Annotated in this window: 14 protein-coding genes; 11 read left to right on the forward strand and 3 right to left on the reverse strand. The window is 60.5% G+C overall.

Annotated features, from left to right (window positions below):
• Window positions 1-86 precede the first annotated feature (86 nt).
• On the reverse strand, window positions 87-2,420 hold the full coding sequence (gene clpA, locus BM151_RS17430; RefSeq protein WP_090062038.1) for an ATP-dependent Clp protease ATP-binding subunit ClpA: 2,334 nt from the start codon (window positions 2,418-2,420) through the stop codon (window positions 87-89).
• A gap of 264 nt (window positions 2,421-2,684) precedes the next feature.
• On the reverse strand, window positions 2,685-3,449 hold the full coding sequence (gloB, locus tag BM151_RS17435; protein WP_090062039.1) for a hydroxyacylglutathione hydrolase: 765 nt from the start codon (window positions 3,447-3,449) through the stop codon (window positions 2,685-2,687).
• Window positions 3,450-3,513: 64 nt separating this feature from the next.
• On the opposite strand from gloB, the gene BM151_RS17440 reads away from it, so the two are divergent.
• The 10 genes from BM151_RS17440 (at window position 3,514) to BM151_RS17485 (ending at window position 12,759) form a co-directional block, all read left to right on the forward strand.
• Window positions 3,514-4,263, forward strand: a complete 750-nt coding sequence (locus BM151_RS17440) for a methyltransferase domain-containing protein (RefSeq protein WP_090062040.1) — start codon at window positions 3,514-3,516, stop codon at window positions 4,261-4,263.
• A 334-nt stretch (window positions 4,264-4,597) separates the two neighbouring features.
• Window positions 4,598-5,446, forward strand: a complete 849-nt coding sequence (locus BM151_RS17445; RefSeq protein ID WP_090062041.1) for a DUF481 domain-containing protein — start codon at window positions 4,598-4,600, stop codon at window positions 5,444-5,446.
• 467 nt (window positions 5,447-5,913) lie between these two features.
• Window positions 5,914-6,474 (forward strand): F0F1 ATP synthase subunit delta, encoded by a 561-nt coding sequence (locus BM151_RS17450; protein WP_090062042.1) that lies wholly within the window; start codon window positions 5,914-5,916, stop codon window positions 6,472-6,474.
• On the forward strand, window positions 6,474-8,012 hold the full coding sequence (atpA, locus tag BM151_RS17455; protein WP_090062043.1) for a F0F1 ATP synthase subunit alpha: 1,539 nt from the start codon (window positions 6,474-6,476) through the stop codon (window positions 8,010-8,012). The genes BM151_RS17450 and atpA overlap by 1 nt, the downstream gene beginning before the upstream one ends.
• A gap of 18 nt (window positions 8,013-8,030) precedes the next feature.
• Window positions 8,031-8,903 (forward strand): F0F1 ATP synthase subunit gamma, encoded by an 873-nt coding sequence (locus BM151_RS17460; protein ID WP_090062044.1) that lies wholly within the window; start codon window positions 8,031-8,033, stop codon window positions 8,901-8,903.
• 18 nt (window positions 8,904-8,921) lie between these two features.
• Window positions 8,922-10,346, forward strand: coding sequence for a F0F1 ATP synthase subunit beta (gene atpD, locus BM151_RS17465; RefSeq protein ID WP_090062045.1), 1,425 nt, complete (start codon window positions 8,922-8,924; stop codon window positions 10,344-10,346).
• Window positions 10,347-10,370: 24 nt separating this feature from the next.
• The gene (atpC, locus tag BM151_RS17470; RefSeq protein WP_245781250.1) at window positions 10,371-10,778 is read left to right on the forward strand and encodes an ATP synthase F1 subunit epsilon; all 408 of its coding nucleotides are present in this window, start codon (window positions 10,371-10,373) and stop codon (window positions 10,776-10,778) included.
• Window positions 10,779-10,906: 128 nt separating this feature from the next.
• A complete protein-coding gene (locus BM151_RS17475) occupies window positions 10,907-11,917 on the forward strand; it encodes a hypothetical protein (RefSeq protein ID WP_143093124.1) in 1,011 nt (336 codons plus the stop codon).
• 51 nt (window positions 11,918-11,968) lie between these two features.
• Entirely contained in the window at window positions 11,969-12,322 is a 354-nt protein-coding gene (locus BM151_RS17480) for a hypothetical protein (protein WP_090062048.1), read from the forward strand.
• Window positions 12,323-12,408: 86 nt separating this feature from the next.
• A complete protein-coding gene (locus BM151_RS17485; RefSeq protein ID WP_090062049.1) occupies window positions 12,409-12,759 on the forward strand; it encodes an H-type lectin domain-containing protein in 351 nt (116 codons plus the stop codon).
• 144 nt (window positions 12,760-12,903) lie between these two features.
• Here BM151_RS17485 and BM151_RS17490 read toward each other — a convergent pair whose 3' ends face one another.
• The gene (locus tag BM151_RS17490; protein WP_090062050.1) at window positions 12,904-13,920 is read right to left on the reverse strand and encodes a ribose-phosphate pyrophosphokinase; all 1,017 of its coding nucleotides are present in this window, start codon (window positions 13,918-13,920) and stop codon (window positions 12,904-12,906) included.
• Between the two features lie 123 nt (window positions 13,921-14,043).
• Here BM151_RS17490 and BM151_RS17495 point away from each other — a divergent pair, with 123 nt between their 5' ends.
• On the forward strand, window positions 14,044-14,655 hold the full coding sequence (locus tag BM151_RS17495; protein WP_090062051.1) for a 2-hydroxychromene-2-carboxylate isomerase: 612 nt from the start codon (window positions 14,044-14,046) through the stop codon (window positions 14,653-14,655).
• Window positions 14,656-14,663: the final 8 nt, after the last annotated feature.

Genomic DNA, 14,663 nt, shown 5'->3' on the forward strand with positions numbered 1-14,663 from the left:
GGCCCGCACGGACTTATAGAAAAGGCCCCGCCATTTCTGACGGGGCCTCGATCCTCATGCCCTTGTCGAGATCACCTCTATCGAGATCACTCGGCGGTCAGCAATGGCGGCTTTTTCGAGCGGCCGATGCGCGGCGCGCCGGGCTCTTCGATCCGAAGCTCGATCTCGCCATCCTTGACGCCGACCTTGACCACGCCGCCTTTCGCGAGCTTGCCAAACAGCAACTCCTCGGCCAGCGGCTTCTTGATGTGCTCCTGAATGACGCGGCCCAGCGGACGCGCCCCCATCTTGTCGTCGTAACCTTTCTCGGCGAGCCATTCGGCGGCCGGGCGGGTGAGTTCGATATGCACATTGCGGTCCATCAGTTGGGCCTCAAGCTGCAGCACGAATTTCTCGACCACTTGCAGGATGACCTCTTTCGGCAGCGGCGCAAAGGAGACCACGGCGTCGAGACGGTTGCGGAACTCCGGCGTGAAGGTGCGTTCGATCGCGGCGGTGTCTTCGCCCTCGCGACGGTCGCGACCGAAACCGATCGCCTCTTTCGCCTGCTCGGAAGCCCCGGCGTTCGAGGTCATGATCAGGATCACGTTGCGGAAATCCACGGTGCGGCCGTTGTGATCGGTGAGCTTGCCGTTGTCCATCACCTGCAACAGGATGTTGTAGACATCCGGGTGGGCTTTCTCGATTTCGTCCAGGAGCAGCACGCAATGCGGATGCTGATCGACGCCATCGGTCAAAAGACCGCCCTGATCAAAGCCGACATAGCCCGGAGGCGCACCGATCAGGCGCGAGACCGCGTGTTTCTCCATGTATTCGGACATGTCGAAGCGCAAGAGTTCCACGCCCAGCGTATCGGCGAGCTGTTTGGCAACCTCGGTCTTGCCGACGCCCGTGGGACCGGCGAAGAGATAGTTGCCGATGGGTTTTTCCGGTTCGCGCAATCCGGCACGCGCCAGTTTGATCGCGGAGCTGAGGGTCTCGATCGCCTTGTTCTGGCCGAAGACCACGCGTTTGAGCGTCGCCTCGAGATCCTTGAGAACCTCGGCATCGTCTTTCGAGACATTCTTCGGCGGGATGCGGGCAATCTTGGCCACCACCGCTTCGATCTCTTTCGGTGAGATGGTCTTGCGACGTTTGCTCTCGGCCACGAGATGCTGGGCCGCGCCGGCCTCGTCGATCACATCGATCGCCTTGTCGGGCAGTTTGCGGTCATGGATGTAGCGGGCGGAGAGCTCCACCGCGGTCTTGATCGCATCATGGGTGTAGCGGATGTCGTGGTGTTCCTCGAAATAGGGTTTGAGACCCTGAAGGATTTTCACCGCATCATCGACCGACGGCTCGTTGACGTCGATTTTCTGGAACCGACGCGACAGGGCGCGATCTTTCTCGAAATGCTGGCGGAATTCCTTGTAGGTGGTCGACCCCATGCAGCGCAGCTTGCCGCCTTGCAGGGCGGGTTTCAGCAGGTTCGAGGCATCCATCGCGCCGCCGGAGGTGGCGCCGGCGCCGATCACCGTGTGGATCTCGTCGATGAACAGCACCGCATCCGGGTGATCCTCGAGTTCCTTGACCACGGCTTTCAGGCGTTCCTCGAAATCGCCACGGTAGCGGGTGCCCGCCAGAAGCGCGCCCATGTCGAGCGAGAAGATCGTGGATTTCGACAGCACCTCGGGGGTTTCGCCGTCGACGATCTTCTTGGCCAGACCTTCGGCAATCGCGGTCTTGCCGACGCCCGGGTCGCCCACCAGAAGCGGGTTGTTCTTGCGGCGGCGGCAGAGCACCTGGATACAGCGCTCCACCTCGTGGGCGCGCCCGATCAGCGGATCGACATCGCCTTTCATGGCTTTCTTGTTCAGATCGACACAGTATTTCGCCAGCGCCGATTCCTTGTCCTCGCCGGCGGGCTGGGCCTGTTGCGCCTGCGCCTCTTCCGCCGGCTCGTCGGAGCCGGTGATCGGACGCTGTTCGCCAAAGGCCGGATCTTTCGCCACGCCATGGGCGATGAAATTCACCGCATCATAGCGGGTCATGTCCTGTTCCTGCAGGAAATAGGCGGCGTTGCTCTCGCGCTCGGCAAAGATCGCGACAAGCACATTGGCGCCGGTGACCTCGGTGCGGCCAGAGGACTGCACATGGATCGCGGCGCGCTGGATCACGCGCTGGAAGGAGGCGGTGGGCACCGCCTCGGAGCCTTCGACATCGGTGACCAAGGTCGAAAGATCGTCCTCGATATAATCCAGAAGGGTTTTTCGCAGCTCCTCAAGCTCGACATTGCAGGCCTGCATCACGCGGGCCGCGTCGGGCTCGTCGATCAGGGCCAGCAACAGGTGTTCCAGGGTCGCGAGTTCATGGCGACGGGCATTGGCCAGCGCCAAGGCTGCGTGGATGGCTTGCTCAAGGGTGTTCGAAAATGACGGCACGTCTTCTGTGCTCCTTCGCATTCGGGGTCTGGAGGGGGGCATTGCGATGGCCCCGCAACCTCAACCGTGGCCTCATACTCTTAAAGTTCGATTGAAATGCGCGCGCTTCAAGGAAAAAGTTGGTTAACGCGCGTAAATTTTTGTGAGGCGTCAAGTTTTGGGCGGATTCTGCGGATGCATTCCCTCATTCGTTGAAAAATATCTATGCAGACTTGACAGGAAAACAAGGGCAGAAGTGTTTCAAACCCGAGTCTTTCCGGTCTCTCAGAAGCGATCCTTGCGGGCGCGGATCTCGGCGAACACCGCCGCATCGGGGGCGTTTTCCATGCCGAGGGCGGCTTTCACCGGGGCGAGACCTGCCCGCAAGAACGGGTTGGTGGCCAGCTCCAGAGACAGGGCCGAGGGCACGGTGGGCGTGCCTTCGGCGCGTGCCGCCTCGATCGCCTTGGCGCGGGTCACAAGCGCGGTATTCTCCGGCTCGATGGTGAGGGCGAAGCGTGCATTGGTAGCGGTGTATTCATGGCCTGAATACACGACCGTGTCCTCAGGCAGGGCGGCAAAGCCCGAGAGCGTCTGCCACATCTGTTCCGGTGTGCCTTCGAACAGGCGGCCACAGCCCAGAGCCATCAGACTGTCGGCGGTGAACAGGGCTTTGGCGCTCTCGATATAATAGGCGATGTGACCGACGGTGTGGCCGTCGGCCGCCATCACCCGCACCTCATGGCCGGCAAACTCAAAACTCTGGCCCGGTTCGACCACACGGGCGAGCGGCGGCAGCCGGTGCTGGTCGGCCCTGGCGCCGGTGAGTTTTGCGCCGGTGGCCTCGATGATCCCGGCTGCGCCGTCGATATGGTCCCAATGGTGATGGGTGAGCCAGATCTCGTCGAGGCTCCAGCCGCGTTCGGAAAGCGCATCGAGAACGGGCGCGGGATCTGCGGCATCGATCAGCGCGGTGCGCCCGCTTGCAGGATCATGCACAAGAAAGTCGTAATTGTCGGAAAGTGCGGCAATGGTGACGATCTCAAGCATGGTGTTCTCCCTGCGCTTATGACTATGTTTGTCCTATGAATTGGGCCAAGAGCCACGGATTGCAATGCATCTCGATGTCGTAGAGCTGAGAAATTTCTACTACCGGACGGGCCTCGGCCGTGCGGCTCAGCGGGCAATCCGCGATCAGGTCGTGCAGCTTTGGCCCGATGCCGCGCGTCAGAGTGTCGCCGGTTTCGGCTTTGCCGTGCCGCTTTTGCGACCGTTTCTGGCCGATGCGCGTCGGGTGATCAGCATGATGCCGGATCAGCAGGGCGTGATGCATTGGCCCGCGGGCCTGCCCAATGTCTCGGCGCTGGTGCCGGAGACGCGCTGGCCCCTGCAGACCGGTTTCGTGGACAAGCTTCTGGTGATGCACGGGCTCGAGGTCAGCGACAGCCCAGATGCGCTTCTGGAAGAATGCTGGCGTGTTCTGGGACCCGGCGGGCGGGCGATGTTCGTCGTGCCCAACCGGGCCGGCCTCTGGTCGCGTTCGGACAGCACGCCGTTTGGCTATGGCCGGCCCTATTCGCTGGGGCAGCTCGAGACCCAGCTCCGTCGCGCGCGGTTCGTGCCGGAGCGCCACACCGCCGTATTGTTCCAACCACCCTCGCACAAACGTTTCTGGCTGCGCTGGGGGCCGGTGTGGGAAAGGATCGGGCGACAGATCTCGAGCGGTCCGGCGGGCGGGGTGCTGATCGTCGAAGCCTCGAAACAGGTCTATGCCCAGACAGGATCAGGCAGCCCTGAAGCGGTGCGGCGCAAGGGCGGTGTGCTCGAGGGCTTGAGACCGGTGCCCGAGGCGAAGCCGGTATAAATCAAAACTGTGGCGAAGCCGGTATAAATCAAGACTGTGGCGAAGCCGGTGTAACCGACCAGAGGCGAAGCGGGCCTACGTGCCGGGGGGGCCTTGATCAGGGTGACGCGACGTCCGGTTTCAACCTCGCTGTGAGATGGCTGAATTCCGCCGACGAGGTCTCTCATGTGCCTGAATTTAGGCATGTTTTTGCCTATTCTGGCCCTCCGGGGGGAGAAAATATCCTCAAACCTCACCCTATAATCTGCCGCAACTCTTTCTCTAGGTTCATGCCTTGCGGCGGTTGTTTCGGACAACCTCGTGATTGAGTAATAGTTACGGAAAGGAGCCCATAATGGGTCTTCAAAAAACCTCCCTCCCTTTCGCTGTCCTCTTGGCCTCCGCGCTTTCGGGGCCTGCCCTGGCGCAGCAAAACACGGTCTTTAACAATGTCGATTCTGTGGACGATGCCGTCACGGATCTCGAAGAAAATATCAAAGACGAATTTGCAGATGCGCGCGCATCCCGCGATTTTGGCAATGGCTCCGGCCGGCGCGGCTGGTATGGTTCTGTGTCGGCGACGGCCAACGGCACGAGCGGCAATTCCGACACGGCCGATCTCGGCGTCGGGGCGCGCTTCGGCTACGGGGACGGTGTGAACGGCCACGATGTCGCTCTGAGCTATACCTATAGCGAAGATGACGGTGACTCGACGGCCAACTCCCTGGCGGCGGCCTATGACTACACCCGCATGTTCAACCGGGATTTCTACGGCTACGGCAAAATCCGTACCACGTATGATGAATTCAGCTCCTACGAGACAGACACCTTTGTCGGCGTCGGTCTGGGCTACCGTGTGGTCAATACCCAGGATGTGACCTGGTCGCTTCAGGGCGGGCCGGGCTGGCGCTACGCGGAAGTGGCCGAGGGCGCCAATGTCGACGATCTCGATGAGGTTGCGGGCAGCTTTGCCTCCAAACTCTACTACGATCTGGGCAATGGCATGTTCCTGACCAATGACACCGACATCATCACCTCCGACGCGGATACCGCGGTGACCAACGAGCTCGGCTTCAATGTCTCGGTGTCCGGCCCGCTGGCTCTGCGCACATCCTTGCTGACCGAGTATCATAGCGATCCCCTCGCCGGGTATAAAAAGACCGACAACACTTTCGGCGTCTCGCTGGTCTACGCCATCAAGTAATTCGGGGCTTCATCGGGCAGTGTGTATATCAGGCTATACAGGTATCGCGGGAGCCTTCGGGCTCCCGCTTCTTTTTGCGGGCAAACGGCGTATCGAGCCGAATATATCAGCGCCGTATGTGCTGCCCGATCTTGAGGCATTTTGAATGGCGCGCTACGTGGATTCCCGGCGAAGCCAGGAGGAATCACACGATTCCGTGAGGCTCTCAGCCCGCGGCTGAGACATTTTTTTGCGCCACGGTGTCGCAAATCCGATAAGCTACTGAAATGTAAATGAAGCAAGTTTTACGCTGTTGGCGCTAAAGTGGCGCAACATGGTTGCGAGGAGGAGGAGCCTCTGCTACATCCGCTCTGATTTTGCTGCCTGCGCGGCTCGCGCGCGGGACAAACAATCTGCCCGGACTTTTCCAAAGAGCCTGTTCAAAGGGTCGGGGAGGGCTCGGGCCCTAAGACATCGGAAGGGTGGACGTGTCCGAACCAGCTTCGATCTCCAGCGGCATTGCCGCACGCTACGCAAAGGCCGTTTTCGAACTGGCCAAGGAAAGCAACGCCATCAAGGCGCTTGAAGGGGACGTGGCGACGCTGTCGACAGCGCTCTCCGAAAGCGACGATCTCAAGGCTCTGATCTCTTCGCCGGTCTACACCCGCGAAGAGCTGGAAGCCGCGATCACCGCGATTGCCAAAAAGGCCGGCCTGACGGATTTCGTGTCCAGCACGCTGGCGCTCATGGCCCAGAACCGCCGTCTTTTCGCTCTGCCGCAGCTCGTCTCCGGGCTCGCCGGTCTTCTGGCCGAAGAGCGCGGTGAAGTGACGGCCGAGGTCACCTCCGCCAAGGCGCTGACCAAGACGCAAAGCACCAAACTTGCCAAGACCCTCTCCGAGACCTTTGGTAAGACCGTGAACATCAATGCGACCGTGGATGAAACTCTCATCGGCGGTCTTGTCGTTAAGGTGGGCTCGAAGATGATCGACACCTCGATCGCCTCCAAGCTCAACTCCCTCCAGAATGCAATGAAAGAGGTCGGATAATGGGAATCCAGGCAGCTGAAATTTCTGCGATCCTTAAGGAGCAGATTAAAAACTTTGGCCAGGAGGCCGAAGTTGCTGAAGTGGGCCGCGTGCTCTCCGTCGGTGACGGTATTGCGCGTGTGTACGGCCTCGACAACGTTCAGGCCGGTGAGATGGTCGAATTCCCCGGTGGTATCCGCGGGATGGCGCTCAACCTCGAAGCCGATAACGTCGGCGTCGTGATCTTCGGGTCCGACCGTGACATTAAAGAAGGCGACACCGTCAAGCGCACCAAGTCCATCGTGGACGTGCCGGCCGGTGACGCGCTTTTGGGCCGCGTGGTCGACGGTCTGGGCAACCCGATCGACGGCAAAGGCGCCATCGAGGCTTCCGAGCGTCGCATCGCCGACGTCAAGGCCCCGGGCATCATCCCGCGTAAATCCGTGCACGAACCGATGGCGACCGGCCTCAAGTCCGTCGACGCCATGATCCCGATCGGCCGCGGCCAGCGTGAGCTGATCATCGGCGACCGTCAGACCGGTAAAACCGCCGTCGCACTCGACGCCGTTCTCAACCAGAAGTCCTACAACGACGCTGCTGGTGACGACGAGAACAAGAAGCTCTACTGCATCTACGTCGCGATCGGCCAGAAACGCTCCACCGTGGCTCAGCTCGTCAAGAAGCTCGAGGAAACCGGTGCGATCGAATACACGATCGTCGTGGCCGCAACCGCGTCCGACCCGGCTCCGATGCAGTTCATGGCACCCTATGCCGCGACCGCGATGGCCGAATATTTCCGTGATAACGGCAAACACGCTCTGATCATCTACGATGACCTTTCCAAGCAAGCCGTGTCCTATCGTCAGATGTCGCTGCTGCTGCGTCGTCCGCCGGGGCGTGAAGCTTACCCGGGTGACGTGTTCTACCTCCACTCGCGCCTGCTCGAGCGTTCCGCCAAGCTGAACGAAGACTTCGGCGCCGGCTCGCTCACCGCTCTGCCGATCATCGAGACCCAGGGTGGCGACGTGTCCGCCTTTATTCCGACCAACGTGATCTCGATCACCGACGGTCAGATCTTCCTCGAAACCGAGCTGTTCTACCAGGGTATCCGCCCGGCCGTGAACACCGGTCTCTCGGTGTCCCGCGTTGGTTCCTCGGCCCAGACGAAAGCCATGTCTTCCGTCGCCGGTCCGGTGAAGCTGTCGCTGGCTCAGTATCGCGAAATGGCGGCCTTTGCGCAGTTCGGCTCCGATCTCGACGCCTCCACCCAGCAGCTGCTGAACCGTGGTGCGCGCCTGACCGAGCTGATGAAACAGCCGCAATACTCGCCGCTGACCAACGCCGAAATCGTTGTCACCATCTTCGCCGGCACCAACGGCTACCTGGACAACATCCCGGTTTCCGAAGTCGGCAAGTTCGAAGCCCAGCTCCTGGACTTCATGCGCAACCAGAAAGCCGATGTTCTCGAGTGGATCACCAACGAGGATCCGAAGATCAAAGGCGAGCCCGCCGACAAGCTCAAAGCGGTTCTGGACGAATTCGCCAAAACCTACGCTTAATCCTTAAAGGACGCTTTTATGCCCAGCCTCAAGGATCTCAAAAACAGGATCTCGTCGGTCAAATCGACCCGCAAGATCACCAAGGCCATGCAGATGGTCGCGGCGGCCAAGCTCCGTCGCGCCCAGGATGCGGCTGAGGCCTCGCGCCCCTATGCAGAGCGTTTCAACGCTGTGCTGGGTGCGCTGTCGGCTTCGGTTGGTGGCTCCGATACCGCGCCCCGGCTTTTGGCCGGGACCGGCAAAGACGATGTGCAAATGCTTGTCGTCATGACATCTGAGAAAGGTCTCTGCGGCGGTTTCAACACCAATATCGTGAAGCTCGCCAAGACCCGGATCGCTGAACTCCAGGCCAAAGGCAAGGTGGTGAAAATTCTCACCGTCGGCAAAAAAGGCCGGGAACAGCTGAAACGGGAATATGCGGATCTTTTCGTCGGTCACGTGGACCTCACCGAGGTCAAGAAAATCGGCTATGCGAATGCGCAGGAGATCGCCAAGGATCTTCTGGCGAAATTCGATGAGGCCGAGTTCGACGTGGCGACGATCTTCTACGCGAAGTTCCAGAACGTCGTGACGCAGATCCCGACCGCACAGCAGATCATTCCCGCGGCCTATGAGGCCGAAGAGGGGGATGCCGGCGCGCTCTACGATTACGAGCCCTCCGAGGAAGGCATTCTTGCCGACCTTCTGCCGCGTGGTGTGGCAACGCAGATCTTCTCGGCTCTCTTGGAAAACGCCGCCTCCGAGCAGGGCGCGCGGATGTCCGCCATGGACAACGCCACCCGCAACGCAGGCGACATGATCGACAAGCTGACCATCGAGTATAACCGCTCGCGTCAGGCCGTGATCACCAACGAGCTTATCGAAATCATCTCGGGCGCTGAAGCGCTCTAAGACCCGGAGTATAGACACATGGCAAACGCAAAAGGCAAAATCACCCAGGTGATTGGCGCCGTTGTGGACGTGCAGTTCGAAGATGCGCTTCCTGAAATTCTCAACGCGCTTGAAACCGACAACAACGGCAACCGTCTGGTGCTCGAGGTGGCTCAGCACCTCGGCGAGAACACCGTTCGGACCATCGCAATGGACGCGACCGAAGGTCTCGTGCGCGGTCAGTCCGTGACCGACACCGGCGGCCCGATCACCATCCCGGTGGGCAACGCGACGCTTGGCCGTATCCTCAACGTCATCGGCGAGCCGGTCGACGAAAAGGGCCCGGTGGAAGCCACCGAAACCCGTCCGATCCACGCGGAAGCTCCCGAGTTCGCCGAACAGGCGACCGAGACCTCCATCCTCGTCACCGGCATCAAGGTGATCGACCTTCTCGCGCCTTACTCCAAAGGTGGTAAGATCGGTCTCTTCGGCGGCGCCGGCGTGGGCAAAACCGTTCTCATCATGGAACTGATCAACAACATCGCGAAAGTGCACTCGGGCTTCTCCGTGTTCGCCGGTGTGGGTGAGCGGACCCGTGAAGGCAACGACCTGTACCACGAGATGATCGAATCCAACGTCATCAAGCCGGACAACCTGTCCGAGTCGCAGGTGGCTCTGGTCTACGGTCAGATGAACGAGCCTCCGGGGGCCCGTGCCCGCGTTGCCCTGACCGGTCTGACCCTCGCGGAACAGTTCCGCGACCAGTCCGGCACCGACGTGCTGTTCTTCGTCGACAACATCTTCCGCTTCACCCAGGCCGGTTCCGAGGTGTCCGCACTTCTCGGCCGTATCCCGTCCGCTGTGGGCTACCAGCCGACGCTGGCCACCGACATGGGCGCGATGCAGGAACGCATCACCTCGACCAAGAACGGCTCGATCACCTCGATCCAGGCTGTGTACGTGCCCGCCGATGACCTTACCGACCCGGCACCGGCCACGACCTTTGCGCACCTCGACGCAACGACCGTTCTCAACCGTGCGATCTCCGAGCTCGGCATCTACCCGGCCGTGGACCCGCTGGACTCCTCGTCCCGGATCCTCGACCCGCAGATCGTCGGCGAAGAGCATTACCAGGTTGCCCGTGACGTGCAGGGTATCCTCCAGCGCTACAAGTCGCTGCAGGACATCATCGCCATCCTCGGCATGGACGAACTCTCGGAAGAAGATAAGCTGACCGTGGCCCGCGCCCGGAAAATCCAGCGTTTCCTCTCCCAGCCGTTCGACGTGGCGAAGGTGTTCACCGGCTCCGACGGTGTGCAGGTTCCGCTCGAGGACACGATCTCGTCCTTCAAAGCAGTTGTGGCCGGCGAATACGACCACCTGCCGGAAGCGGCCTTCTACATGGTCGGCGGCATCGGTGAAGTGCTCGCGAAAGCCGAGAAACTGGCCGCGGAAGCTGCTTAATAGAACCCCGGAAGGAGGCCTCTGATGGCTACAGTCCAATTTGATCTCGTCTCGCCTGAGCGGAAGCTGGCTTCCGTTCCCGTGGAGACGGTGCAGATCCCGGGTTCCGAAGGTCGACTCACTGCGATGGCGGGCCACGAGCCCACCATCCTCACCCTGCGCCCCGGTCTCCTGATCGCGAACGGGCCGGAAGGTGAGCTGGAGTTCATCGTGACGGGCGGCTTTGCCGAACTGTCTCCGGAGAACATCTCTGTGCTGGCCGAAGTGGCCATGCCGCGCGGAGAAATGTCTCAGGAGATCGTCACCGATCTGATCGCAAAAGCGCGTGCCCAGCACGACAAGGCGTCTCAGGAAGAGCAGGCGGACACGCATTCCTTCCTCGCCGATCTGGTGCATATCGCCGAAGATCTCGGGTTCCACACCAATCTCTGATTGGTCGGACAGCAAATTCGAAAGGCCCCGCGTCGACCACGCCGGGGCCTTTTTTATGCCAGATCTCCCGACTTTCATGGGCCCATTGAAAGAAGAGATTTGGATGTGATGCGATGCTTTGGAGACGTTTGTTCAGCGATCTTTCCGCTTGGTTGACCGGGTTGCTGAGCCTTCTGGCCGCATCCGTCGTTTTGGGAATAGCGGGGCGCTGGGTCTATCACGAAAACTGGGGAAATGCCGGATTGAGCGCCGCGATTTCGGCGCTGCAGGGCGGGTTTGCCCTATTGCTCCTGCTGCAGTCTGGTTTGAGCAGGTTTGAGCGCTATTTCTCCGGCAGGCGCCTGCGGCTCGCGATGTTTATTCTCCTCTGGCTGTTTTTCACCATGCTGACGTTTCAATCGCAACCCTTCGTGGATCTGTTCGGACCGTGGTTTCAGGAGCTTGCACTGATGGCCTTGCCTCTGGTGACCTTCGGCTTCCTGCTGAGCCATGTCCGACCGGGCCTTGCCTATAGCGGGATGGAGGCACGGGTAAAACCGCCGGGAATTCTGGGCGAACTTCGGTGGTTCAAATCGCGTCGGGATGTGCGGCAAAAAGGCTGGCTAAGTCTTTTGGTCAACCTGTTGGCCTTGTTGCCGCTGTTCTTCATTTACGGCGGTATCTTTCTACATAGCTTGCCGACGGAACGAGGGTTTCAATTGATGAAGTCTCTTGGCCTTGCCTATGCGGCCTATGTCATTGTTCTTCTTCTGTTGGTGTTTCTTAGGGCGCAAGCGTGCAGTGGAGAAGGGCCTGCTTTGAGGCTCAAGACACCCATTTTTGCGTGGACGGTGACGCTGATCTACCTGTTGAGCCCCTTCATCATGCGCCCTGCCAGTACGATTGTCTGGGTCAGCAACTTTGTGACGGAAAACCCAGTCGAGACACATGAGTACCGTGTGCTTGGGGCCGCTTCCATGCGATCAAAGTTCACCTGTAAAACCCCTTTGAAAGTGCAGCTCGTCCCGGAGACGGAAACCGGGATCGTTTGTGTTGGGGCTGCGCTTGAGAAGGCCGCCCGTCCCGGGCAGACACTTACTGTGCGCGGAGAGGCGGGGCCCTTTGGAGTATCCCCACAGAGTCACGGGTTGTTGAACTGAGCATTTCCGGCTTTGTTTGCGCGGATCTTGGCGCGGTTTTGAGGGAGAGAAATGGACAAGAACTATCAGGACCGGGTCCACGATTGGGTGCTTGCCTGTTTTGGCGAAGAGGTGGCCATGGATGGGGCAGAGCGCAACCGCCGCTTTCTCGAGGAATCCCTGGAGCTGGTGCAATCGCTCGGGGCGACGCGCGCGTTTGCCCATCAGCTGGTGGACTATGTGTTCTCGCGCCCGCCCGGCGATGCGGCACAAGAGGTGGGCGGGGTGATGGTCACCCTGGCGTCGCTCTGTGCCACAAACGGGCTCGACATGACGGGGGAGGGGCAACAGGAACTCGACCGCATCGACCGGCCCGAGATCATCACCAAGATCCGGGCCAAACATGCGGGAAAGCCGCAGTTCTGAGGATCGGGTCTCGTTAACCCTTTCCCTCTTCCCTTTCGCCCGCGTTTCGGGGCAATCTGCCCTCGGGGTATGAGACCAAGAAACGCATGTTGAGAATTGACAGTCATCAGCTGGGGATTGCGCAGGGATCCCTTTTGCTCTTTTCCGATTTTCAGGACGGGGGCGCGATGTGGACCGGCAAGGGGCCGCGTGAGCTGCGCCGCATCGTCGAGTTCGACGAGCATTTCACCTGCCCGCCCGTGGTTCAGACCAGTCTGTCGATGCTCGACATCGATCAGTCCACCAATCACCGCGTCGATATTTCCGCCGAGATGGTGACCGAGGACGGGTTCGTCATCGTCTTCCGCACCTGGGGCGACACAAAGATTGCCCGCGTTCGCGCCGACTGGACCGCTTTCGGCCCGGTGCGCCATGAGGATGACTGGGAGCTGTACTGAGGGCGTGCGCGGGGGCTTTGCCTTGTTCCGGCCGAATGGCCCTCCTCTCAATCGTCCGCCCCATCCGCACAGCAGACCCATATAAAAAGCGCGAAGGGCCGAGCCCTCCGCGCTGTCGTCTTTTCCGGCAGGGCTGCATAAGCCTTACGGGTGATAGACACCCTCATAGAGCGGCACCAGCGTCTTGTCTTCGAACAGCGAGGACACCGAGGTGCCGTTCCAGGTGTTGATGATCGCCTGCGCGAACAAGGGCGCGGTGGGGACCACGCGGATGTTCTTGCATTTCGCGGCTTCTTCGGTGGCTTCGATCGAATCCGTGATCACCAGCGAGGAGAGTTTCGAGTTGGTCACGCGCTCGACCGCCGGGCCGGAGAGCACACCGTGCGAGATATAGGCGTGGACTTCGGCCGCACCCTTTTCCATCAGCAGATCGGCGGCTTTGCAGAGCGTGCCAGCGGTGTCCACGAGGTCATCGACGATGATGCATTTCTTGCCTTCGACATTGCCGATCACGGTCATTTCGGCGACCTCACCCGGCTTTTCGCGGCGTTTGTCGACGATGGACAGCGGCGCGTCGATGCGCTTGGCAAGCTCACGGGCACGGGCCACACCGCCGACGTCCGGCGAGACCACCATGATGTCCTCGAGCCCGTCCTTGAAATGATGTTTGATGTCGAGCGCAAAGACCGGCGAAGCATAGAGGTTGTCGACCGGAATGTCGAAGAAGCCCTGGATCTGCGTCGCGTGCAGATCGAGGGTGAGAACCCGTTCGATGCCGGCTTCGACCATCATATTGGCGACGAGCTTGGCGGTGATCGGCGTGCGGGCCTTGGTGCGGCGGTCCTGGCGGGCATAGCCGAAATAGGGCACCACGGCGGTGATGCGACCGGCCGAAGAGCGGCGCAGCGCATCGGTGATGATCAAGAGTTCCATGAGATTGTCATTGGCCGGGTTGGATGTCGGCTGAATGACGAACATGTCCTCACCACGCACGTTCTCGTAGACCTCGACGAAAATCTCGCCATCGTTGAACCGTTCGACACGGGCGTCGCACAGGTCGATCGACATGCCGCGATGCATCGACAGGCGGCGGGCAATGGCATTGCCGAGCGTGCGGTTGGCATTGCCGGAGATGAGTTTCGGTTCATGAGATGTGGGCATGGCAGCTTTTCCCAAGGTGTTTTGGCGTATTTGGCGCGGGGACCGTCACGGAATCGTAACGTTGACACCGCTTACCACCCCGCTAGCTTCTTGCAAACATCTGGCAGCCCCTGGAGCGCGCAAATGGCCCATATCGACTATTATTTTTCCCTGCTTTCCTCCTTCACCTATCTCGCTGGCGACCGCTTTGCCGAAATTGCGGAAAAACACGGTGCAACGGTGCGTTACAAGCCCTTCGACATTCTGACGATGTTCGACCGTCTCGGTGCCCCGCGCCCGGCGGACCGCCCGGAAGGGCGCAAGATCTACCGCATGCAGGAGCTCAAGCGTTTCGCGGCGCAGGCTGGCAAGCCGATGAAGTTTCAGCCGGCCTTCTGGCCGACCAATGCGGCGCCTGGCTCCTATGCCGTGATTGCGGCGCAGGAGGCGCTGGAGAATGGCGCCGAGGGCGATCTCGACGGATTGGTGCAGCGCCTGCTCAAAGCCGTTTGGGAAGAGGATCGCGACATCGCAGATGACGCGGTGATCACCGAGGCGCTGAAAGCCAGCGGTTTCGACCCGATGCTGTCGATGACCGGCATGCTCAAAGGCGCCGAGACCTATGCGAAGAACCTCGAGGATGCGGTGAGTGTCGGCGTCTTCGGCTCGCCCTTCTACATCATCACCGACACGGATGAACGCTTCTGGGGGCAGGACCGTCTCGATATGCTCGACGCGTATCTGGGGAGTTTGTGAGGGTGTTT

Origin of the sequence: Celeribacter neptunius (assembly GCF_900113955.1) — a bacterium.
GTDB lineage: Bacteria > Pseudomonadota > Alphaproteobacteria > Rhodobacterales > Rhodobacteraceae > Celeribacter > Celeribacter neptunius.